The sequence below is a fragment of the Ancylobacter sp. Lp-2 genome (assembly GCF_020523795.1).
GTDB lineage: Bacteria > Pseudomonadota > Alphaproteobacteria > Rhizobiales > Xanthobacteraceae > Ancylobacter.
This window is the reverse complement of sequence record NZ_JAJALI010000008.1, coordinates 48468-68879: the sequence shown is the minus strand read 5'-3', so window position 1 is coordinate 68879 and position 20412 is coordinate 48468. Positions and strand designations below refer to the sequence as shown.

At 67.8% G+C, this 20412-nt stretch carries 19 protein-coding genes; 8 read left to right on the top strand and 11 right to left on the bottom strand.

Annotation, left to right across the window (positions count from 1 at the left end; genetic code table 11):
* Positions 1-6: 6 nt before the first annotated feature.
* The 8 genes from LGR54_RS19075 to LGR54_RS19040 all read right to left on the bottom strand — a co-directional run bounded on the left by LGR54_RS19075 (position 7) and on the right by LGR54_RS19040 (position 9771).
* Entirely contained in the window at positions 7-747 is a 741-nt protein-coding gene (locus tag LGR54_RS19075; protein WP_214007053.1) for an acetoacetate decarboxylase, read from the bottom strand.
* Positions 748-1065: 318 nt separating this feature from the next.
* A complete protein-coding gene (locus tag LGR54_RS19070) occupies positions 1066-4491 on the bottom strand; it encodes an autotransporter domain-containing protein (RefSeq protein ID WP_230363557.1) in 3426 nt (1141 codons plus the stop codon).
* A 191-nt stretch (positions 4492-4682) separates the two neighbouring features.
* A complete protein-coding gene (locus LGR54_RS19065; RefSeq protein ID WP_230363556.1) occupies positions 4683-5672 on the bottom strand; it encodes a WD40 repeat domain-containing protein in 990 nt (329 codons plus the stop codon).
* A gap of 97 nt (positions 5673-5769) precedes the next feature.
* The gene (locus tag LGR54_RS19060) at positions 5770-6747 is read right to left on the bottom strand and encodes a GTP-binding protein (protein WP_230363555.1); all 978 of its coding nucleotides are present in this window, start codon (positions 6745-6747) and stop codon (positions 5770-5772) included.
* 107 nt (positions 6748-6854) lie between these two features.
* Complete coding sequence (locus LGR54_RS19055; RefSeq protein ID WP_230363554.1) at positions 6855-7823, bottom strand: metal ABC transporter substrate-binding protein; 969 nt, start codon at positions 7821-7823, stop codon at positions 6855-6857.
* A gap of 12 nt (positions 7824-7835) precedes the next feature.
* The gene (locus LGR54_RS19050) at positions 7836-8708 is read right to left on the bottom strand and encodes a metal ABC transporter permease (RefSeq protein WP_214007058.1); all 873 of its coding nucleotides are present in this window, start codon (positions 8706-8708) and stop codon (positions 7836-7838) included.
* Positions 8705-9508, bottom strand: coding sequence for a zinc ABC transporter ATP-binding protein AztA (gene aztA / locus LGR54_RS19045; RefSeq protein ID WP_230363553.1), 804 nt, complete (start codon positions 9506-9508; stop codon positions 8705-8707). Before aztA ends, LGR54_RS19050 begins: the two co-directional genes overlap by 4 nt.
* Positions 9508-9771 carry a hypothetical protein gene (locus tag LGR54_RS19040; RefSeq protein ID WP_230363552.1) on the bottom strand — a complete coding sequence of 88 codons (264 nt, stop codon included), beginning with the start codon at positions 9769-9771 and terminating at the stop codon, positions 9508-9510. The genes aztA and LGR54_RS19040 overlap by 1 nt, the downstream gene beginning before the upstream one ends.
* Positions 9772-9989: 218 nt before the next feature.
* On the opposite strand from LGR54_RS19040, the gene ppa reads away from it, so the two are divergent.
* Both ppa and LGR54_RS19030 read left to right on the top strand, forming a co-directional pair.
* Positions 9990-10517, top strand: a complete 528-nt coding sequence (ppa, locus tag LGR54_RS19035; protein ID WP_230363551.1) for an inorganic diphosphatase — start codon at positions 9990-9992, stop codon at positions 10515-10517.
* A gap of 156 nt (positions 10518-10673) precedes the next feature.
* Complete coding sequence (locus tag LGR54_RS19030; RefSeq protein WP_230363550.1) at positions 10674-11393, top strand: phosphoribosyltransferase; 720 nt, start codon at positions 10674-10676, stop codon at positions 11391-11393.
* A gap of 327 nt (positions 11394-11720) precedes the next feature.
* Here LGR54_RS19030 and LGR54_RS19025 read toward each other — a convergent pair whose 3' ends face one another.
* The 3 genes from LGR54_RS19025 to LGR54_RS19015 form a co-directional block, all read right to left on the bottom strand.
* Positions 11721-12728 carry an Ldh family oxidoreductase gene (locus LGR54_RS19025; RefSeq protein ID WP_230363549.1) on the bottom strand — a complete coding sequence of 336 codons (1008 nt, stop codon included), beginning with the start codon at positions 12726-12728 and terminating at the stop codon, positions 11721-11723.
* A 32-nt stretch (positions 12729-12760) separates the two neighbouring features.
* Positions 12761-13579 carry a creatininase family protein gene (locus tag LGR54_RS19020; protein WP_230363548.1) on the bottom strand — a complete coding sequence of 273 codons (819 nt, stop codon included), beginning with the start codon at positions 13577-13579 and terminating at the stop codon, positions 12761-12763.
* Between the two features lie 129 nt (positions 13580-13708).
* Positions 13709-14098 carry a RidA family protein gene (locus tag LGR54_RS19015; protein WP_230363547.1) on the bottom strand — a complete coding sequence of 130 codons (390 nt, stop codon included), beginning with the start codon at positions 14096-14098 and terminating at the stop codon, positions 13709-13711.
* A gap of 122 nt (positions 14099-14220) precedes the next feature.
* Between LGR54_RS19015 and LGR54_RS19010 the strand changes: the two genes are divergently transcribed.
* From LGR54_RS19010 to LGR54_RS18985, 6 genes are all read left to right on the top strand, one after another.
* On the top strand, positions 14221-15240 hold the full coding sequence (locus tag LGR54_RS19010; RefSeq protein WP_370638237.1) for an ABC transporter substrate-binding protein: 1020 nt from the start codon (positions 14221-14223) through the stop codon (positions 15238-15240).
* Positions 15241-15253: 13 nt separating this feature from the next.
* Complete coding sequence (locus LGR54_RS19005; protein WP_230363546.1) at positions 15254-16075, top strand: ABC transporter ATP-binding protein; 822 nt, start codon at positions 15254-15256, stop codon at positions 16073-16075.
* Between the two features lie 14 nt (positions 16076-16089).
* On the top strand, positions 16090-16896 hold the full coding sequence (locus tag LGR54_RS19000) for an ABC transporter permease (protein ID WP_230363545.1): 807 nt from the start codon (positions 16090-16092) through the stop codon (positions 16894-16896).
* An 18-nt stretch (positions 16897-16914) separates the two neighbouring features.
* Positions 16915-18246 (top strand): cytosine deaminase, encoded by a 1332-nt coding sequence (locus LGR54_RS18995; protein ID WP_230363544.1) that lies wholly within the window; start codon positions 16915-16917, stop codon positions 18244-18246.
* Positions 18243-19646: an FAD-binding oxidoreductase gene (locus LGR54_RS18990; protein WP_230363543.1), complete on the top strand. Its 1404-nt coding sequence runs from the start codon at positions 18243-18245 to the stop codon at positions 19644-19646. The genes LGR54_RS18995 and LGR54_RS18990 overlap by 4 nt, the downstream gene beginning before the upstream one ends.
* Before the next feature lie 87 nt (positions 19647-19733).
* The gene (locus LGR54_RS18985; RefSeq protein WP_230363542.1) at positions 19734-20336 is read left to right on the top strand and encodes an NAD(P)H-dependent oxidoreductase; all 603 of its coding nucleotides are present in this window, start codon (positions 19734-19736) and stop codon (positions 20334-20336) included.
* The last annotated feature ends 76 nt before the right edge of the window (positions 20337-20412 follow it).

Sequence of the window (20412 nt, the reverse complement as noted above, 5' to 3'; positions counted from 1 at the left end):
TGCCGCTCAGTCCTGCAGATAGTCGTGCACCACCTTGCCGAGCCCGAGCGTCAGGTCGGACTTGATGTGCGTGGCGGAGAGCACTTCCAGCACCGGCAGCTTGGCGACGTCGCAGATGGCGTGCGGGAACAGGCCGAGCGCCGCCGGGCCGGTCCAGGCTTCCTTGATGGTGACCTCTTCGAGGTAGTACTCGACCAGCTCGCAGATGCGCGGCGTGTTGTCGACATGCGGGATGATCTTGAGCATCCAGTTCGGCGCCAGCATCGACTTCAGCACCGCGTCCTTATCGAGCGCCTCGTATTTGTAGCCCATGGTGCCGCAGGCGCAGAGCACACTGCCATAGTTCAGCTTGGCGACCAGCACGTCGCTTTCCACCGCGATGCTCGGCTTGGCCAGCTTCTTGGGAAAGCCCCAGATCTCGCGGCCGCCGGCGATCGGCGCCTCGTCGTCGAGATACATCGAGTGGACGAAGCCGCCCTTGCGACCCTCGAACTCCACCGGGATCACCTGCCCGGTCTCGGTGTAGTCGCCGAAGCCGGTGGAATCCGGCATGCGGATGAACTCGTATTTGACGATGGGCTCGACCACCTTCAGCGGCGCGGGCACCACCTTCTCCAGCGCCGCCGGGTCGGTGCGGTAGGTGATGATGAAATATTCGCGGTTGAAGAAGCGATACGGCCCCTTGGGATAGGAAGGGCTGGTCAGCGGCATGGAATAGGCGGTCTTGCGGACGTCCTCGATCTTCATGGCGTGCGGTCCTCGCTGAGATGCGCCAAGCCTAGCCCATTCGCTGCGGCGCGGTAGTGTCACTTTGCCGGATCGCCGGCTGCTTTCACCCGGTGAAGGATCGGTCTTCCTGTTTTGTCCTCTCCCCACCCGAACCCGGCTGTCGCCGAGTTCGGTTCCGGCAAGGTCGAAGCCGGCAATATCCGGTTTCGACGGAGAGGTGGCCCGCATAGCGGTCGGTGAGGGGCTACGCCATCGGGCCCTCACCCCACCCCTCTCCTCTACGGAGAGAGGGAGCAGACCGGGTCACCGCCACGCGTGCAACGACAAACCAGCCGCTCAGAACCGGTAGGTCAGACCGCCCTTGACGGCATTGGTCTCGACGCTGTCGCCGAACTGGCCCTCATAGCCGATGTTCAGCGTCAGATTGGCGCCGATGTCGTAGCCGAGCCCGGCCCCGACCACGAAGCTATCCTCGGCGATCGGCGCGCCTGCGACGGTGAAGCCGCTGCCGGTCTGCAGGAACGCCATCGCCGCCTCCGGCGCGATGTCGCCATAGGCATGGCGCCAGGCCAGCGAGGCATGTGGGGTCAGCGTGCCGCCGCCGAGCGCGAGGCTGGTCGCCAGCCGCAGGCCGAGCGTCGAATAGGGCGTGTCGAAGCTGAGCCCCTGCGAGCTCAGCCCGGTCACCGGCGCGCCGGTCTCGCTGAAGCTGTCGGTGTTCACCCAGCTCCAGGCGATCTGCGCGAAGGGCTCCAGCGCCACACTATTCATTTCCACCGCATAGGCGGCTTCCAGGAACAGGTTGGCGGTCGAGCCGTCATAGGAGGCGCGCGGCGTCTCGGTAGTGCCGAGCAGGCTGGCGGTGCGATGGCTGTCGACGCTGGTCCAGCCATAGGAGGCGCCGGCGCGCAGCCGCCAGGCCTCAAAGCTGGTGCCGGCATAGGCGGCGATCAGAGCGGTGTCCGCGTCGACGCTACTCAGACGGGCATCGACATCGCTCGACGCCGACACATAGCCGCCGGCAAGACCGAAGGTGGTGGCGCCCACCGTGACGTCACCACCGGCAAGGAACCCGCCGAGCGAGGAGTCGACGCTGGCGGAATTGCCGTTGCCGTCCGCCGTGCTCCACTGGCCATAGCCCTGCACCCAGCCGGCATAGGCCGGGCCGGGCGTCACCGATGGCGGCGCCTTCACCGGGATCGGGCTCCTGGCGGCCGGGGCCTTGGCGGCATAGGCGGTGACGGGCCCGTCGAAGCCCAACGCGGCCGTTTGCTGCGAGGACACCGCCGAGGCCTGCCGCAGGCGGCCGACCAGCGTGTCGGCCACCAGCGTGTTCTGGCTGTAGAGCGTGGTGCCGAGCGAGGCATGCGCCTCGCCGGACAACAAGTCGTAGCCCGGTGCCAGCCCGCTCTGTTCGCCCGGCTGCAGCGTGACGATGCTGGAATAGAGCGTGCCGGTGCCGGCCGTATCGAGGGCGTTCGCCACCGCCGCCTGGTTGGCGGTCTGCGCGAAGCTGGCGAAGGAGGTACCGTTGCGCGCCAGCGTCACCGTCACCGAGGCGCCGGCCTTGCCCAGCGTCGGGTCGATGAACAGGTACTCCGGCGCCACCAGCGTGGTGAACTGGCCGTCCGGCGTGGTGGTCTGCTGCGCTGACACAATGGTGTAGACCTGCCCGACATTAATCGGCCCGTCAGCGATCGACATCACCACCGTGCCGCCATTGATCGCCGCGGTGCCGGCGACGATCTGGTCGGAGCTGGTTGCGTTCGCCTCCACCACATAGGTCGAGCCGGCATTGAAGGTGACGGTGCCGGCGACGTTGATCGTGCCGATGGAATTGCCCGGCGACACGGTGGCGCCGGAATTCACCGTCAGCGAACCGAGGCTGGCATTGCCGGAAAGCCCCGCGCCATTGCCCATGGTCACAGCCGCCGAGGCAAGCGAACCGTTGAGGTTGAGCTGGCCGTCCAGGGTTACATTGCCGGCAAAGTTCGAGCTGCCGGTCGCCGTGTAGCTGGCATCCGAGCCGAGGAACAGCGTCTCGAAGTCGCGATACTGCGCGCCGTCGCCAATCAGCGAGACATTGAAGCTGCCGGTGCCGGCGAGACGGAAGGTGTCGCTGCCCTCCCCGGCGGTGACATAGCCGACCACCGTGCTGCCGGGCCGGTAGATGAACAGGTCGTCGCCGCCGCCCATGTCGACCGCCTTGGCGTTATCGCTCTGGATGGTGCCGGCATTGTCGATGGTATCGGCATTGTCGCCGATGAAGGTCACCGCCACCCCGTCGGAGCGGATGATCCCCTCGTTGATCAGCGTGGTGGCAAAGGGTGCCGCGCCCTGGTTGCTGTCGTCGACCAGGATCGCCCGGCCGACATTGTCGGACCCCTCATTGTAGTAGTTGTCGAAGGCCTCGATCACGCCGGTGGCGTAGTTGTGGATCAGCCCGCCGCCGATCGCGAGGCCATCGGCGGTGTTGGGCACGCCATCATTGGTGCCAGTGGCGCCGGTGCCCTGGATCAGGCCGTAATTGCGCAGCTCGACCTTGCCGTCGACATCGACGCCGTCGCCGTCCCCATCGGCCACCCCATCAGCCTCACCGTCATCGTCGAGGAGGCCGGTCACCTCGCCGCGAATGATGCCGTAATTGATGACCGTGGTGACGGTGGCGCCGGTGCTGTCGACATTCACGCCGGAGCCGTTGCGGCCGATGATCAGGCCGCCTTGATCGTTGAACACAGAGATCTCGCCGTCGCCGGTGATGCCGTGCTTGGCGCCGTAGATGCTGGCGTTGATCTTGTTGACGACGCTGCCGCCGGCCTCCTGGAAGTCGACGCCGTCCCCGTCGCTGGTGAGGTCGGTCGACTGGATGAGACCGTAATTGGTCACGCTGGCGCCAGCCCCCGGCCGCATGGCATCGGCCTGCTGCGACTGGATGGTGCCGTAATTGGTGACGGTGATGACGTTGTCGGGCGAGGTCAGGTCGGCGAAATCAAGCGCCTGCCCGGCGCCACCATCGATCAGTCCGTGATTCTCGATGGTGATGACGGCGCGGGTCGCGTCGGAATCGGCGGCGATCTTGATGGCGTCGTCGCCGCCAAGGATCCGCCCGCCGGTCTGATTGACCAGCGTAAACGACTGCAACGTCTCGACATTCGCCTCATCGTCGAACTTGATCGCCCGGTCTTCGTCGCTCAGCGTCTGGATGGTACCGGAATTGACCAGCACGATGGTGCCGCCGCCGAGGCGCACCGCATCATTCGCGTTGGCGGTGATGGTGCCGGTGTTCTCGATCCGCACCTTGGCGGTGGCGTCGTTGGCGGAATCGAGGTCGAAGGCCTGCCCCTCTTTCGAGGTGATCGAGCCTTGATTGATCACCGTGAGGTCGCCGCCGGCAAAGGCGTCGTCGAGGCGGAAGCCGTCATCGGTCGATGAGATCGTGCCGTTATTGGTGAGCGAGTAGCTGCCGCTCACCGCACCATCGGTGTCGAAGGCGCGCTTCTCGCTGCTGATGGTGCCGTCATTGACGATCACGATCCCGGCGCCGGTCGCCGGGCCGTCCCAGATCACCGCGCTCTTGGTCACGTCGAGCGTGCCACCGGCCTCGACCACGCCGCTATCGGTACCGGACACCGTCTGCTGCTTGGTTTGCGTGCTGCCGGACGGCACCGTGAAGCTGTCGGCGCGGGCGGCGAGCGGCGCGAACAGGAGAGAGCTGGCGGCGAGCAGCGCGCGGCAGCTCGCCGACGAGAAGAAGCGGTTCATGCGGACGTCCCCAGGCCCTATCGTGATGAACCTGCGCTATCCAGCACGGATGACAAGGGGGTGACATCCGCGCACCTCGGCGGCCGATGGCCGGGGATACCGGCGCGGGAGGCCGCCGCTGTGCCCCAGCGGCAACAACGCTCTGACCTTAAGTCCTTGACGTCGTCAGGCTTTCGCCGCCGCCGGCCCCCTCAGAGCACCAGCACGCCGGCATTGCCGCCCTCGGTACCCATGCACAGCGCTCCGCCATCGGCCCGCCAGGCCATGGCAGTGATCGGGCTGGCATCGGGCGCGCGCACCAGGATCTCGGCGCCATCGGAAATGCGCACCATCATCACCATGCCGTCCTCGAAGCCGACCGCCAGCACCTCGTCTTTCGGATGCGCGGCGACGCAGGATGCACGGACATCGCGCGGCACCAGCATGGAGGGCTGCTTGCCCATCGGCCCTTCCTTGCTGGCGAACGGCCAGAGGATCGCCTCATTGGAACCGGACGTGGCGAGGAACTTGCCGCCGGCGGTGAAGGCCATCGACTTCACCCGCGCCGGATAGCCGCTCATCCGCATATGCCCGCCATCGGCGAGCCGCCAGCCGTGCAGCGCCGGCTCCTGCATCGTCGTCACCACAAAGCGCATGTCCGGGCTGAAGGCGACGCCGCGATGCGAGCCCTTCCACTCCAGCACCTCGGGCTTGGCCTGCGCATTGGGAAACCACAGCGTCACGCCGCCATAATGGGCGACGGCGAGCCGCGTGCCCTTGAAGGCGAAGGCAAGCCCGCCGACGGTGGAAGGCACCGCCAGCGTCTTCATCTCGCCCTTGGCGGGCAGGAAATGCGCGGTCTTGCCGGCCGAGAACGCCACCGCGTCGGCGCCGAGCGCCACCTGGTCGATCCAGCGTCCCTTCTGCTCGAACAGCACCTCGGTGGAGCCATCGCCACGGGTACGTACCACCCGGCCGTCGTCGCCGCCGGTGACGATCGAGCGCGCATCGGCAGCGAGGGACAGCAGCACGCCCTTATGCGCCTCGACGCGCAGCGGCTCCTCGCCGGCGAAGGCGAGCACGCCCTCGGCGAGCGCGAGGACCGGAGTGGTGCCGAGATAGGCGGCGCCGACCACCGCGCCGCCAAGCGCATGCACGCGCAGCTTTGAGGTCAGCGAGGAGGGAGTGCTGGTAGCGGCCATGGGGACCAGTCGGGCTCGGATCGGAAAAACGCAAAGGGCTGCGCCGGACTAGCGCATATTGCGCCCGCCGTCACGCAGCCCGCTGATGCGGAGAGGTTCACGCCACGCAGGCGCGAAAGCCCTTTTCGAGTTCCGGCACGTTGAGCTTGCGGCCAATGAACACGATGCGGCTCACCTTCGGCTCGTCCTCTTTCCACGGGCGCTGGTGGTCGCCGTCGAGGATCATGTGCACGCCCTGGAAGACGAAGCGCTCCGGGTCGTTCTTGAAGGCGAGGATGCCCTTGGAACGCAGGATGTTCGGCCCCTCGCGCTGGGTCAGCTCCTGGATCCACGGGAAGAACTTGTCCGGGTCGAGCGGCGCGTCGCTGGTGAACGACACCGAGCGCATGTCCTCGTCGTGGAAATGCTTGTGGCCGGCCTCAAGAAAATCCGGATCGATCGCCTGGATCCGGTCGAGGTCGAACGCCCCCTGCCCCAGCACCTTGTCGATGGCGATGTCGGAACGCTGGGTGCGGTGGATGCGGGCGAAGGGGTTGATGGCGCGGATGCGCAGCTCGACGTCCTTCAGCTCGTCTTCCGACACCAGATCGGTCTTGTTGAGCAGGATGACGTCGGCGAAGGCGATCTGGTTCTTCGCCTCGGGCGCGTCCTTCAGCCGGTCCTTCAGCCATTTGGCGTCGGCGACCGTCACTACCGCGTCGAGCGTGGTCTTGGCGCCGACCGTCTCGTCGACGAAGAAGGTCTGGGCGACCGGAGCGGGATCGGCGAGGCCGGTGGTCTCGACGATGATGCCGTCGAAGCCGTCCTTGCGCTTGAGGAGGCCGTCGATGATGCGGATCAGGTCGCCGCGTACGGTGCAGCAGATGCAGCCGTTGTTCATCTCGAACACTTCCTCGTCGGCGCCGACCACCAGGTCGTTGTCGATGCCGATCTCGCCGAACTCGTTCACCACCACGGCGAATTTCTTGCCGTGCGGCTCGGAGAGGATGCGGTTGAGCAGTGTGGTCTTTCCGGCGCCGAGATAGCCGGTCAGCACGGTGACGGGAATCTTGCTCTGGGTCTGCGTGTCAGCCATCGAGGCCACTCCAGTCTTTGCTTTTCCCCTCCCCGCCGGGGAGAGGCGGCCCGCGAAACGCGCCGGCGGTGGACGTCGGCGTCGGGGGCGGGAAGCCCCCTCGCGCCTCAGCTCGACAGCGCCGCCGAGAATTCGCGGATGTTGTTCTGCATCATGTCGATATAGGTGGCGGCCGGTCCCTTGTCATCGGAGAGGGCGTCGGAAAACACCGTGCCGCCGATCTTGGCGCCGGTCTCGTTGGCGATGCGCTTGATCAGGCGCGGGTCGGAGATGTTCTCCATGAACACCGCCGGGATCTTCTCGGCCTTGATCTGGCGGATGATCCGGGCGACGTCCTTGGCCGAAGCTTCCGCCTCGGTGGAGACGCCCTGCGGCGCGATGAACTCCAGCCCATAGGCGCCCTCGAAATAGCCGAAGGCGTCGTGCGAGGTGATCACCCGCCGCTTGTCGGCCGGGATGCGCGCCACCGCCGCCTTGATCTCGGTATCGAGCGCCTGAAGCCTGGCGAGATAAGCCACCGCATTGGCCTCGTAGGTCGCCTTGCCCGCCGGATCGGCGGCAATCAGCCCGTCGCGGATGTTGGCGACGTAGATCTCGGCATTGGCGACCGACTGCCAGGCATGCGGATCCGTCTCCTCGTGATCATGGCCGGCCTGCGCCTCCTTGCCATGGTCGTGGCCGTGGCCCTCCTCCTCCATCTCGCGAGCCGTGACGCCCTTGGCGGCGACCACCACGGCGGCGCTGGTGCCGGAGGCTTTCGCCAGCCGGTCCATCCAGCCCTCGAAGCCGAGGCCGTTGACGAACACCACCTTGGCCGCCGCCATCTTCTTGGCATCGGCCGGCGCCGGCTGGAACACATGCGCGTCGCCGTCCGGCCCGACCAGCGTCGAGATCGCCACGCGGTCGCCGCCGACATTCTTCACGAGGTCGCCGAGGATCGAGAACGACGCCACCACCGGCAGCTTGGCGCTGGTGTCGGTCTGCGCCGCCGCAGGAGTAGCGATGGGAGCGGCGACCAGTGCCAGCAGCAGTGAGGCCGCAGCGAAGTGGGAAAATGTCCGGCGAGAGAGCTTCATGCGAATTCTCCTTCAGGCTTCGAGATGTCGGCGCGGCATCAGGCGGGGCAGGATGCCGCCGATGGGCCCGACGAGCACCGACAGCACATAGGCGCCGCCGGCGACGAGGATGATGGCAGGCCCGGAGGGCACGCCGAGATGATAGGAGACCAAGAGGCCGATCACGCCCGAGCCGCAGGCGACCAGCACCGCCGCGACGACAAGTGCGGTAAGGTCGCTCGCCCAGAAGCGGGCGGTGGCGGCCGGCAGCATCATCAGCCCGACGGCGAGGAGCGTGCCGAGCGCGTGGAAGCCGCCGACGAGGTTCAACACGACGAGCCCGAGGAAGACCAGATGCGTCGGCGTGCCGGCCCGGCTCACCGAGCGCAGGAAGCCGGGGTCGACGCATTCCACCACCAGGGGCCGCCACAGCACGGCGAGCGTCAGCATGGACACCGTCGAGACGCCGACGATCAGCAAGAGCGTCGGGTCGTCGAGCGCCAGCACGGTGCCGAACAGCACGTGCAGCAGGTCGACATTCGAGCCGCGCAACGACACCAGCATCACGCCGAGCGCCAGCGAGACGAGGTAGAAGGCGGCGAGCGCCGCGTCCTCCTTCATCTGCGTCGCCCGCGCCACCGCGCCGGCGCCGAGCGCCACCGCGAAGCCGGCGATCAGCCCGCCCAGGGTCATGGCGAACAGGTTCAGCCCGGCGGCAAGGAAGCCGACCGCCGCACCGGGCAGGATGGCATGCGCCATGGCGTCGCCGGCGAGGCTCATCCGCCGCAGCATCATCAGCACGCCTACCGGCCCAGCGCCGAGGCCGAGCGCGATGACGCCGATCAAGGCCCGGCGCATGAAGTCGAACTCGGCGAAGGGAGCGATCAACAGGTCATACGCGTTCATGCCGCGCGCTCCGTACGCGCCGGCGCGCAGGCATGGGCGCCCTCGTCCCAAGCCTCGCACATGTGGCGTGCCCGCGTCAGGTTGGTGGAGGTCAGCACCGTGCGCGTCTCGCCCCACTCGACCGGCGAGCGGGCGAGCAGCAGCGTGCGCGGGAAATGCGCCCGCACCAGTTCAAGGTCGTGCAACACCGCGAGCACGGTGCGGCCCTCGCCATGCCAGCGCTCTACCAGCGCGACGAGGTCGCGCACGGTGGCGGCGTCCAGCGCGGTGAAGGGCTCGTCGAGCAGGATGATCTCGGCATTCTGCAGCAGCAGCCGCGCGAACAGCGCCCGCTGCATCTGCCCGCCGGACAGCGTGCCGATGGGGCGGCGCTCGAAGCCGTCGAGCCCCACCGCGGCGATCGCCTCGGCGATGCGCGCGCGATCGGCGTGCGAGACCCCGCCGAACAGCCCGGTGCGCCGCCACAGGCCGAGCGCGACGATGTCGTAGACATTGATCGGGAAGGAGCGGTCGACCTCCGCCGCCTGCGGCAGATAGGCGATGCGTGCCCGGCCGTCATCCGGCCGGACGATGCTGCCCGCCAGCGGCGACAAGAGGCCCATCACCCCCTTCAGCAGCGTCGACTTGCCCGCCCCGTTCGGCCCGCAAATGGCGATCAGTTCGCCGGCATTGACCGTTCCGGTCAGGTGATGCACCGCCGGATGCCGGTCATAGCCGAGCGTGACATCGCGGAAGGCCAGCACTTCGGCGCTCTTAACTTCAGCACTCTTAACTTCAGCACTCTTGGCCTCGGCGCCCATCACGCGCCTCCCCACAGCACCGCCAGCGCCGCCGCCCACAGCAGCGCCGCGACCGGCAGCACCAGCATGAGCCGCGCAAGGGCGGAGAGCCGCAGCAGCGACGGCGCCACCGCCGCCGCCGGATGGCGGGCGCCGACCGGATGCGAATGATGCGCATGCGTGTGAGGGGCATGCGCATGATCATCGTGCGCGTGATCGCTGCTATGCGAATGATCCGGCCGGGACGGCGCGGGATCGTGAGAATGTCGGTGGGATGCGGACATGCGTAACCTCGGCTGCGAGGAATTTGATACAACATATCATCGCGGCACGTCCAGACCTCTGATACATTATCACATCGCAAATGCGAAATTTTTGCCGCATCGCGGCGGATGCGCCCAATTGCCCGTTCGTCCTCTCTCGACGTCAGGCCTGCTCCGACCTATTAGAAGGCGCTTTGTCGGCCGGACCGCCCGGCATCTCTTCGTTCTGGAGCCCGTTCATGGACATTTCACGCATTTCTGCCGGACCGAACCCGCCGGATGAGATCCACGCCCTCATCGAGATCCCGGCCGGCGGCGCGCCGGTGAAGTACGAGCTCGACAAGGACTCCGGCGCGATCTTCGTCGACCGCTTCCTGCACACGCCGATGTTCTATCCGGGTGCCTACGGCTTCATCCCGCAGTCGCTCGGCGACGACGGCGATCCGCTCGACGTCATCGTCATCTCGCCGGTGGCGCTGATGGCCGGCTGCGTCATCCCCTGCCGCCCGGTCGGCGTGCTGATGATGACCGACGAGAAGGGCGGCGACGAGAAGATCCTCGCGGTGCCGGCCGACAGCGTCTACCCGTACCACTCCAACGTGAAGTCCTATAAGGACCTGCCCCCGCTCGTCGTCGAGCAGGTCGCGCACTTCTTCACCCACTACAAGGACCTGGAGAAGGGCAAGAAGGTCAACGTCGCCGACTGGCACGGCCCCGAGCGCGCCCGCGAGCTGATCGTCAAGGCGATCGAAGCCGCCAAGAAGTGAGGCCCCGGCCCGGTTCGGGCCGAAGCCCCTCGATCAACTGCCGGCCATAGGCCGGCGGACGATACGACGAATGTTGAAGGGCCGTCCGCCGCATGCGGGCGGCCCTTGGCATTTGCGTTGCTGGCTTCGCGAGGCCCTCGCCTCCCGGAGTTCCCCATGCCCCTCAATTTTCAGGACCGCGGCTTCTATCGCGACCGCCTCATCCCCGCCGCCGAGCTCAAGGATCCCGGTCCGCCGCCCTACCGGGACAGCTACCCGGTGAAGCTGCCGGACGGGGACTGGGCGGATCTGCCGTTCCTGGCGCTGCCGCCCGATTTCGACACCGCCATCGCCTATCTCTGCATCACCGAGAATTCCTTCGCGCTGGAAGACCGGCTCAGCACGGCGATGGCGGAGATGGTCCGCGACCTCGAACCGGAGGTCGTCGTCGGCATGCCCACCCTCGGCATGGTGCTCGCCGCCTCGGTGGCGAAGAAGCTCGGCCACCCGCACTATGTGCCGCTGAGCTATTCGCGGAAATTCTGGTTCGAGGACGAGTTGTCGATCCCGGTGATCTCCATCACCAGCCCGCTGAAGCCGAAGACGGTGTTCATCGACCCGCGCCTCCTGGAACGCATGGAAGGCAAGCGGGTGCTGCTGGTGGAGGACGTCATCTCCACCGGCGGCACCGTCTCGGCCGAGCTCGAGCTGATGCGGCGCATCGGCGCCGACGTGGTGGGCGTCGCCACCGCGATCAAGGAGACCAATGTCTGGCAGAAGACGCTCGGCGCCATCGATCCGGCCTGGCCCGGCCTGGTGCGGGCGCCGATTTCCTGCCCGCTGTTCCGTAAGGTCGAGGGCGGTTGGGCGCCGGACTGGTCGACGATGCCAGAGTGAAGGGGCCCGAGCACCGCTATCTTCCCCCTCTCCCCGCTCCGAACTCGGCAGTTATCGAGTTCGGTCCCCGGCAAGGTCGACATCGGATGTATCCGATGTCGACGGAGAGGGTTGGGGTGAGCGGCCTTCTTCGGCTCAGCAATGTCGACCCCTCACCGACCCGCCGCGCGCGCGCCGAACGGGGAGAGGATAGGAAAGCGTCTCGCCTGAAACCGCGGCAGAGCCGTCTCGCATCCGCCACAGAAACCGACACGCTTGGCAAACACCATCGTCCCCGCCGCAGCGAGGCGGAGAGACGGGATCGCTCCTCGGTGTTCGCGGAGGTGCCTAGCCGGCGAAGCCCATCCCCGCCAGCGCGGCCCGCAGCGCCGGCGGGACGCTGATGCCGTCGCGCGCGGCCTTCTCGCGGTTGGCGAGGCGCCGCTGGCCGGGCAGGCGAGCGCCAGGCTCGCCCTCGATCATCGCCGCCAGCCGCTCCATATGGTCGAGATAGGCGGCACCCGCCGTCCGGCTGGGATCGATGGCGATCATCACATGGCCGACCGCTGCCGGCGGCCCCTCGCCGTCGAAGAAGCTCGGCGCGTCGAAGGCGAAGGTGGAGGCGGTCAGTCCCGCCGCCATCACCTCGATGAGGAAGGCGAGCGCGGTACCCTTGGCCTCGCCCATCGGCACCATGGTGCCGGCGAGCCCGGCCTTGGAATCGGTGGTCGGCCGGCCCTCCTTGTCGAGCGCCCAGCCTTCCGGGATCGGCTCGCCGCGCTGGGCCGCCGCCAGCACGTTGCCCCGCGCCACCTTGGCGACCGAGAGGTCGACCACCGCCGGCGGCCGGTCGCGCAACGGGGTGGCGAAGGCGAGCGGATTGGTACCGAACACCGCCTTCTTGCCGCCCCACGGGGCGATGGAGGCCGAAGCGTTGGAGAAGGCCAGCGCCACCAGCCCGCGCTCGGCGAGCTTTTCCACCGGCTGGCCGGCGACGCCGAAATGGCTGGAGCGCCGCATCGAGACCAGCGCGATGCCGGTCTCGCGGGCGATCTCCTCCGCCAGCGGCAGCGCCTGCTCGATAGCGGGATAGGCAAAACCGTTGCCGGCGTCGACGACCAGCACGCTCGGCGCCACCCGCCGGCTCGTCGGCACCGCATGGCCGTCGATCTTGCCGGCGGCGACCATCGCCGCATAACTCGGCAGGCGGGCGAGGCCGTGGCTGCCGAGCCCGTCGGCCTCCGCCGCCACCAGCGCCCGGGCGGTGGTCGCCGCATTGGCCGGCGCGGCGCCGAAGGTCTCCAGCACCCGGCCGGCATAGGCACGGGCCTCGTCGAGCGTCAGGCGCAGCGGCATCGCAGTCGTATCCATCGCAGTCAGGGGAGCGTTCATTTAGCGCCGCCGCCGAGCGGGCCGGCGGACAGGCGGGACAGGTCGAAACGGTGCACGTCGGCGAGCAGCGCCACGAAGGCGCGCGCGCCATAGGCGGCGCAGGCGCGGCCCTTCTCGGCATCGGCCTCGGTGGCATCGCCCATGGCGCCGGTCGGGTTGATGTCCTGCGACATCCAGCCGAAGCCGGCCGGCGTGCCGGCGCGCAGGAACTCGAATTCCTGCTCCATGCCCAGCGTCGCCGGGACGAAGTTGTCGATCTGGTCCTCGCGCACCATGTCGGGGCGGAACACCTGCATCAGCGAGGTCTCGATGCCACCGGCATGGATGCCGTGCTGGCGCTCGGTGGCCGAGAACAGGCCCTCGGGATAGCCGAAGCGATGCCAGGACACCGTTACCGCCAGCATGCCGAGCCGGGCACGCAGTTCGCGCGCCACGGTGTCGAGGGTGGAAACGTTGCCGCCATGCGAGTTGACCAGCACGATCTTGCGCACCCCGGCGCGGTAGACGCTCTCGCCGATCTCGACCCAGGCGCGGCTCACCGTCTCGGCGGAAAGGGTCAGCGTACCCGGGAAGAAGATGTGCTCGTTCGACTTGCCGACCTGCTGCATCGGCAGGAACACCGCCGGCAAGTCGTCGGGGATGAGCTTCATCACCGCGTCGAGATAACCCTGGCCGATCATCGCGTCGACGCCGACCGGCAGATGCGGCCCGTGCTGCTCCACCGCCGCCACCGGCAAGACGGCGATCCAGCTGCCGACATCGCCTTGCGCGAAATCGGTCCAGCTCATTTCGGTCCAGAAGCGTTTGGGCGGCATCGTCGGGCTCCGCAGGCGGTCAGGCGGGCGTTCTAGAGCATTTTCCAGCGAAGTGGGTACCGGTTCGCGTGAAGAAAATGCGTAACGACAAAAGCCGGGCGATGTCCGGCGCGCGGACGTCGCCCGGGCTCAATCGGCCCGCGCCGCCAGCGCCTCGACCTCGACCTTGAATTCCGGCCGGGTGAAACCGGAGACAATCATCAGCGTCGAGGCTGGCGGCGGATCGACGACGAAGCGGTCGCGCGCCGCCATATAACCGGCCATATGCGCCCGGTCGGTGACATAGGCGTTCAGCCGCACGATGTCGCCCGGCCCCATCCCCGCCTCGGCGAGGCAGACGGCGATGGCGCGGAAGCACAATTCGGCCTGCTCCTCGGCGCTGTCGGGGATCGCGTCGTCCGGGGCGATGCCGAGCTGGCCGGAGGTCAGCAGCAGCCGTGCCCCGGCCGTCACCTCGACGGCATGGCTGTAGCGGGCGAAGGGCCGGCGCACGCCGGCGGGGAGAAGATGGCGCAGCATGTCCCATCCTTAAGCCCGCAAATTTGTGCGGACAAGGTCGTCCGGCTCCTATGTGCATCGGCTTTGAGCTCGCCTAGTATGACGGCATTGTCGCCGGCATTGCCCGTTGGGAGACCCCGTCCATGCGCCTGTTTTCGCGCCGCTCCACCCTGCACTCGCTCGCCCTCGCGGCGGTGGCTATCGCCAGCCTCGCCGCCACCCCGCGCGCCTTCGCCGCCGACAAGGTGACGTTCGGCACCAATTGGGTGGCGCAGGCCGAGCATGGTGGCTTCTACCAGGCGGTGGTGGACGGCACCTATGCGAAATACGGCCTCGACGTCACCATCCTGCCCGGCGGCCCGCAGGCCAACAACCGGCTGCTGCTGCCGGTCGGCAAGATCGACTTCTACATGGGCGCCAACATGCTGCAGGCCTTCTCCTCGGTGGTGGAAGGCATCCCGACGGTGATCGTCGCCGCGATGTTCCAGAAGGACCCGCAGGTGCTGATCGCCCACCCGGACGTCGCGACCTTCGAGGATCTGAAGACCCGCACCCTGTTCATCTCCAAGGAGGGCCTCGCCAGCTACTATCAGTGGCTGGTCGCCGATTTCGGCTTCAGCGAAAATCAGGTGAAGCCCTACACCTTCAACGCCGCGCCCTTCCTCGCCGACAAGAACAGCGCCATGCAGGGCTACATCACCTCCGAGCCCTATGCGGTGGAGAAGCAAGGCGGCTTCAAGCCGAAGCTGTTCCTGCTGGCGGACCAGGGCTTCGATACCTATTCCACCACCATCGAGACCCGCTCCGAGCTGGTGAAGTCGAACCCCGACCTCGTGCAGCGCTTCGTCGATGCCTCGATCATCGGCTGGTACAATTATCTCTATGGCGACAACGCCAAGGCCAACGCCCTGATCAAGAAGGACAATCCGGAAATGACCGACGAGATGATCGCCTTCTCCATCGACAAGATGAAGGAGTACGGCATCGTCGATTCCGGTGACACCAAGAAGCTGGGCGTCGGCGCCATGACCGATGAGAAGATCAAGAGCTTCTACGACAAGATGGTGCGCGCCAAGGTGGTCAAGGCCGACATCGACTACAAGAAGTCCTACACGACGCAGTTCGTGAACAAGGGCGTCGGCAAGGACCTGGCACCTAAATGAGCGGTCCCCGCGCGTGACCACCCTCATCGATCCGCCGGCCCCGGTGCCCGCCGCCGAACCGCCCGGCGCGCCGCTGCTCACCCTTGCCGGCGTCGGCAAACGCTTCGGCAATCAGGTCACCGCCCTCGAGGGGCTCGACATGGAGGTGCGCCGCGGCGAGTTCCTCTCGCTGCTCGGCCCGTCCGGCTGCGGCAAGTCGACGGCGCTGCGGCTGATCGCCGGTCTCGCCGAGCCAACCTCCGGCCATATCGCCTTCAACGGCGAGCGCGCGGGCAAGGCATCCTCCACCCATCCGTCCGTCGGCTTCGTCTTCCAGGAGCCGACTCTGATGCCGTGGGCGAGCGTGTTCGGCAATGTCCACCTGCCGCTCAAGCTTGCCGGCACCTCGCGCCGCGAGGCCGAGCCGGCGATCATGGAGGCGCTGGAACTGGTCGGCCTCGACGGCTTCCGTGACGCCTATCCGCGAGAACTCTCCGGCGGCATGAAGATGCGCGTCTCCATCGCCCGCGCGCTGGTGACCAAGCCACGCCTGCTCCTGATGGACGAGCCCTTCGCCGCGCTCGACGAGATCACCCGCTTCAAGCTGAACAACGACCTGCTGGACGTCTGGCGGCAACTTAACTGCACCATCGTGTTCGTCACCCATTCGGTGTTCGAATCGGTCTACCTGTCCACCCGCATCCTCGTCTTCCGCGCCCGGCCCGGCCGCGTCGCCGCCGAGCTGGAGATCGACCCCGCCCAGCCGCGCGACGAGGCTTTCCGCACCTCGCCGGAATATGCCGCCCTGTGCCGGCAGACCTCGACGGCACTCGCCGCCGCCATGAACGCCGGCTGACGGGGGCGCTCGCCATGCTCGCCCCCGCGACGCACCGGCTGGAGACCTCGCCGCTGCGCTGGCTGCTGCCGCTGGCGGTGCTCGGCCTCGTCGTGCTCGGCTGGGATCTCGTGGTGCGGCTCAACGATTTGCCGCCCTATATCCTGCCCGGCCCGCTGCGCGTTCTCGACACGTTGATCGCCGACCGCAGTGTGCTCCTCGGCTCGCTGATGGTGACGCTGCGCACCACGCTGGTCGCCCTCGCTTTGGCGGCGGTCGGCGGCGCGGCGCTGGCGCTGCTCTTCGCCTCCGCCCGCATCGTCGAGTTCTCGCTGTTCCCCATCGCCATCATCCTGCAGGTGACGCCGCTGATCGCGATCGCGCCGCTGATGTTGATCTACCTGTCCACCGACGCCGCCGTGCTTACCTGCGCCTGGATCGTCGCCTTCTTCCCGATCCTGTCCAACACCACGCTCGGGCTCAATTCGGTCGACGCCAACCTGCGCGACCTGTTCCGGCTGTCCGGCGCCAGCCGGCTGCAAACCCTGCGCCTGCTGCAGTTGCCCACCGCCCTGCCCTATTTCCTCGGCGGGCTGCGCATCGCCGGCGGCCTCGCACTGGTCGGCGCGGTGGTCGGCGAGATCGCCGCCGGCTCCGCCGGCCAGGGCTCCGGCCTCGCCTTCCGCATCGTCGAATCCGCCTACCGGCTCAACATACCGCGCATGTTCGCCGCGCTGCTGCTGATTTCTCTCGCCGGCATCCTCATCTATGCCGGGCTCAGCCTCGTGTCGTGGCTGCTGCTGCGCCGCTGGCACGAGAGCGCTCTCGGCCGGGGCAATTGAGGATCGGGAGCCCGAGCCATGAACGCCGCCATGCGCGCCGCCTTCCTTGCCAACCCGCCGGACGCCTATGTGCTGGCCGGCGTCCGCGCGCCCGCCGCGCTGGTGCCCGAACTCTCCCTGAGCCCGGATCGTGAAGGGCTGGTGCAGATCAACCTCTTCGTCGTCGAGAACGCCATCGCCGGCCTCACCCCGCATGGCGAGACCAACCACCCGCTGCCCCGCCTCGATCTCGACGGCGCGCTGGTCCTGCCCGGGCTCGTCGACGTCCACACCCATCTCGACAAGGCGTTCATCTGGCCGCGCCAGCCGAACCTCGACGGCAGCTTCGCCGGCGCGCTCGCCGCCAACACGATCGACCGCGAGGCACGCTGGAGCGCCGTGGACGTGGCCCGCCGCATGGATTTCGCGCTGCGCTGTGCTTATGCGCACGGCACGGTGGCGATCCGCACCCATCTCGATTCCATCGGCCCGCAAACCGCCATCTCCTGGCCGGTCTTCGCCGAAAAGCGCGCGGAATGGGCGGACCGGCTCACCTTGCAGGCGGTGGCGCTCGCGCCGGTGGACAATGTGCTGGACGACGGCGAATTCGGCCCGCTGGTCGAGACCGTCGCCCGCCTCGGCGGCGTGTTGGGCACCTTCACCTGGCCGGCGGCCAATCTCCAGGCCGGCCTCGACCGCCTGTTCGCCGCCGCCGAGCGCCACGGCCTCGATCTCGACTTCCATGTCGACGAGACGCTCGATCCCGCCGCCGATTCCCTGGCGCTGATCGCGCAGACCGCGCTCGCCCGTCGCTTCGAAGGCCGCATACTGGTCGGCCATTGCTGCTCGCTGTCACGGCAGGAACCGGCGGTGGTCGACCGCACGCTCGATCTCGTCGCCCGGGCCGGCATCGGCGTGGTGTCGCTGCCGATGTGCAATCTCTACCTCCAGGACCGCGCGCCGGGCCGCACGCCCCGTGCCCGCGGCGTCACCCTGCTGCACGAGATGCGCGCGCGCGGCATCCCGGTCATGGCGGCGAGCGACAATGTGCGCGATCCCTTCTACGCCTATGGCGATCTCGATCTCGTCGAGGTGCTCCGCGAGGCGGTCCGCATCGCCCATCTCGACCATCCCTTCGCCGATTGGCCGGACATCGTCACCGCCCGCCCGGCCGCCGCCATGGGGCTGGGCGGCGCCGGCCTGTTCACCACGGGCGCGCCGGCCGACCTGTCGCTGTTCCGCGCCCGCAGCCTGAACGAGCTGCTGTCCCGTCCGCAGGCGGACCGCCTCGTGCTGCGCGCCGGCCGCAGCATCGACACGACGCCGCCGGACCCTGCTGAACTCGACGATCTAATGGGTGAGCCCCGATGAGCGACCGCTACGACCTTGCCGCCCTCAGGGCCCGTCTCGACGGTATCCGCCTCGAGGACAATCCGGCGCTGGTGCGGCAGAAGAGCCGGGATTTCTACTGGTACTCGCCAGTGCTGAAGCGTCAGCTCGACGCGGTCGTCGCGGACCTCGTCGCCTTCGCCACCTCGCAGGACGAGGTGATCCGCATCCTCAAGGCCTGTGCCGAGCTCGCCATTCCCGTGACGCCGCGCGGCGCCGGCACCGGCAATTACGGACAGGCCATGCCGCTGGCCGGCGGCGTGGTGCTAGACCTCTCCGGCATGAACCGCGTGCTCGACGTCACGCCCGGCCGGGTGGTGGCGCAGGCCGGCGCCATCCTCGCCGATATCGACGCCGCCACCCGTGCCACCGGCCAGGAACTGCGCCTGCACCCCTCCACCTACCGCACCGCCTCGGTGGGCGGCTTCATCGCCGGCGGCTCCGGCGGCGTCGGCTCGATCATGTGGGGCGGACTGCGCGATCTCGGCAATATACTCGGCCTCGCCGTGGTGACGATGGAGCCCGAGCCGCGGGTGCTGCGCCTTTCCGGCGAGGAGGTCGGCAAGGTCGCCCATGCCTATGGTACCAACGGCATCGTGACCGAGGTGAGCCTGCCGCTCGCTCCCGCCTATGGCTGGGTGGAGGCCATTTTCGGCTTCGAGGATTTTGGCCGCGCCTGCGCCTATGCCAACGCGCTCGGCGAGCAGGACGCGCTGGCGAAGAAGCTGGTCAGCGTCGTCGCCGCGCCGGTGCCGCAGCTTTACTTCCTGCGCCACAAGCCGTTCCTGCCGGACGGACGCCATGTGGTGCTGGTCATGGTCGATGCGCTCGCCATCGAGGCGTTCGCCGCCTTCACCGCCCGCCATGGCGGCGAGTTCCTGTTCCGCTCCGACCTCGTGCCGGCCGACCGGCAGGCCGGCCTGCCGCCGCTCTACGAGCTGTCGTGGAACCACACCACGCTGCGGGCGCTGCGCGTCGACCCGGCGATCACCTATCTACAGACGCTCTATCCGTTTCCCGACCAGCTCGATCTCGTCGCGCGGATTCACCGTCGACTGGGCGCCGAGGTGCCGGCACATCTCGAATTCGTCCGCTTCGATGGCAAGATCACCTGCTTCGGCCTGCCGCTGGTGCACTTCACCACCGAAGAGCGGCTCGACGAGATCGTCGCCATCCATGAGGAGATGGGCGCCGTGGTGTTCAACCCGCACCGCTACACGCTGGAGGAAGGCGGTATGAAGCAGACCGACACCGTGCAGCTCGCTTTCAAGCGCGAGGCCGACCCCGCCGGCCTGCTCAATCCCGGCAAGATGATCGGCTGGGAGAACCCGGACTTCGACCTAGCTGCCGGCCGGACCTATCTGTTCCAGGGATTGGCCTGAAAATTGGCCCGTCGAATCCCGCCTTACCTGAAGACCGCCGCGGCACGGGCGAACCTTGCCGGCGGAAATCGTTAGCCTGAGGAAACCATGCGCGCGCTCGTCGTCTTCTGCCATCCGGTGCCGGACAGCTACGGCGCGGCGCTGCGCGACGCGGTGCTGCGCGGTCTCGCCCGCGCCGGCCACGAGGCCGACCTGATCGATCTCTATGCCGACGGCTTCCAGCCCGCCCTCACCGAGGAGGAGCGGCGCCACTACCACACGCCGGGGCTCAACCGCGTCAACGTCGCCGAGCATCTCGACCGGGTGAAGGCCGCCGACGCGCTGATCTTCGTCGCCCCGACCTGGTGGTATGGCCCGCCGGCGATGCTGAAAGGCTGGCTCGACCGCGTGCTGGTGCCGTTCGAGACCTTCGGTATGCCCAAGCCGTTCCGGCCGCTGGAACGGCACCTCACCAACATCCGGCTGATCGCCGCCGTCTCGACGCTGGGCTCGCCGTGGTTCTGGTGGTGCTGGATCGGACAGCCGGGGCGCCGGATCCTGCTCGACGGCATTGGCGGCATCATCCATCCCCGCGCGCGCAAGCTCTGGATGGCGTTGCATGGCATGGATTCGGTCAGCCTGGACAAGCGCGAAGCGTTCCTTAGCCGGGTCGAGGAACGCTTCGCCCGGCTTAAAAATGCGGGCACCTAGCAAGATTTTGACGAAATCGGCGTTTCCCGCCATGTTCCTGTCACGACACGCTGTTTTTGCTGCAACAATGGTTGTT

What these genes read in the sequence shown, in the direction of transcription:
- LGR54_RS19075 (WP_214007053.1), bottom strand. Translation starts at nt 747, where the DNA reads ATGAAGATCGAGGACGTCCGCAAGACCGCCTATTCCATGCCGCTGACC.
- LGR54_RS19070 (WP_230363557.1), bottom strand. Translation starts at nt 4,491, where the DNA reads ATGAACCGCTTCTTCTCGTCGGCGAGCTGCCGCGCGCTGCTCGCCGCC.
- LGR54_RS19065 (WP_230363556.1), bottom strand. Translation starts at nt 5,672, where the DNA reads ATGGCCGCTACCAGCACTCCCTCCTCGCTGACCTCAAAGCTGCGCGTG.
- LGR54_RS19060 (WP_230363555.1), bottom strand. Translation starts at nt 6,747, where the DNA reads ATGGCTGACACGCAGACCCAGAGCAAGATTCCCGTCACCGTGCTGACC.
- LGR54_RS19055 (WP_230363554.1), bottom strand. Translation starts at nt 7,823, where the DNA reads ATGAAGCTCTCTCGCCGGACATTTTCCCACTTCGCTGCGGCCTCACTG.
- LGR54_RS19050 (WP_214007058.1), bottom strand. Translation starts at nt 8,708, where the DNA reads ATGAACGCGTATGACCTGTTGATCGCTCCCTTCGCCGAGTTCGACTTC.
- aztA (WP_230363553.1), bottom strand. Translation starts at nt 9,508, where the DNA reads ATGGGCGCCGAGGCCAAGAGTGCTGAAGTTAAGAGTGCTGAAGTTAAG.
- LGR54_RS19040 (WP_230363552.1), bottom strand. Translation starts at nt 9,771, where the DNA reads ATGTCCGCATCCCACCGACATTCTCACGATCCCGCGCCGTCCCGGCCG.
- ppa (WP_230363551.1), top strand. Translation starts at nt 9,990, where the DNA reads ATGGACATTTCACGCATTTCTGCCGGACCGAACCCGCCGGATGAGATC.
- LGR54_RS19030 (WP_230363550.1), top strand. Translation starts at nt 10,674, where the DNA reads ATGCCCCTCAATTTTCAGGACCGCGGCTTCTATCGCGACCGCCTCATC.
- LGR54_RS19025 (WP_230363549.1), bottom strand. Translation starts at nt 12,728, where the DNA reads ATGCCGCTGCGCCTGACGCTCGACGAGGCCCGTGCCTATGCCGGCCGG.
- LGR54_RS19020 (WP_230363548.1), bottom strand. Translation starts at nt 13,579, where the DNA reads ATGCCGCCCAAACGCTTCTGGACCGAAATGAGCTGGACCGATTTCGCG.
- LGR54_RS19015 (WP_230363547.1), bottom strand. Translation starts at nt 14,098, where the DNA reads ATGCTGCGCCATCTTCTCCCCGCCGGCGTGCGCCGGCCCTTCGCCCGC.
- LGR54_RS19010 (WP_370638237.1), top strand. Translation starts at nt 14,221, where the DNA reads ATGCGCCTGTTTTCGCGCCGCTCCACCCTGCACTCGCTCGCCCTCGCG.
- LGR54_RS19000 (WP_230363545.1), top strand. Translation starts at nt 16,090, where the DNA reads ATGCTCGCCCCCGCGACGCACCGGCTGGAGACCTCGCCGCTGCGCTGG.
- LGR54_RS18995 (WP_230363544.1), top strand. Translation starts at nt 16,915, where the DNA reads ATGAACGCCGCCATGCGCGCCGCCTTCCTTGCCAACCCGCCGGACGCC.
- LGR54_RS18990 (WP_230363543.1), top strand. Translation starts at nt 18,243, where the DNA reads ATGAGCGACCGCTACGACCTTGCCGCCCTCAGGGCCCGTCTCGACGGT.
- LGR54_RS18985 (WP_230363542.1), top strand. Translation starts at nt 19,734, where the DNA reads ATGCGCGCGCTCGTCGTCTTCTGCCATCCGGTGCCGGACAGCTACGGC.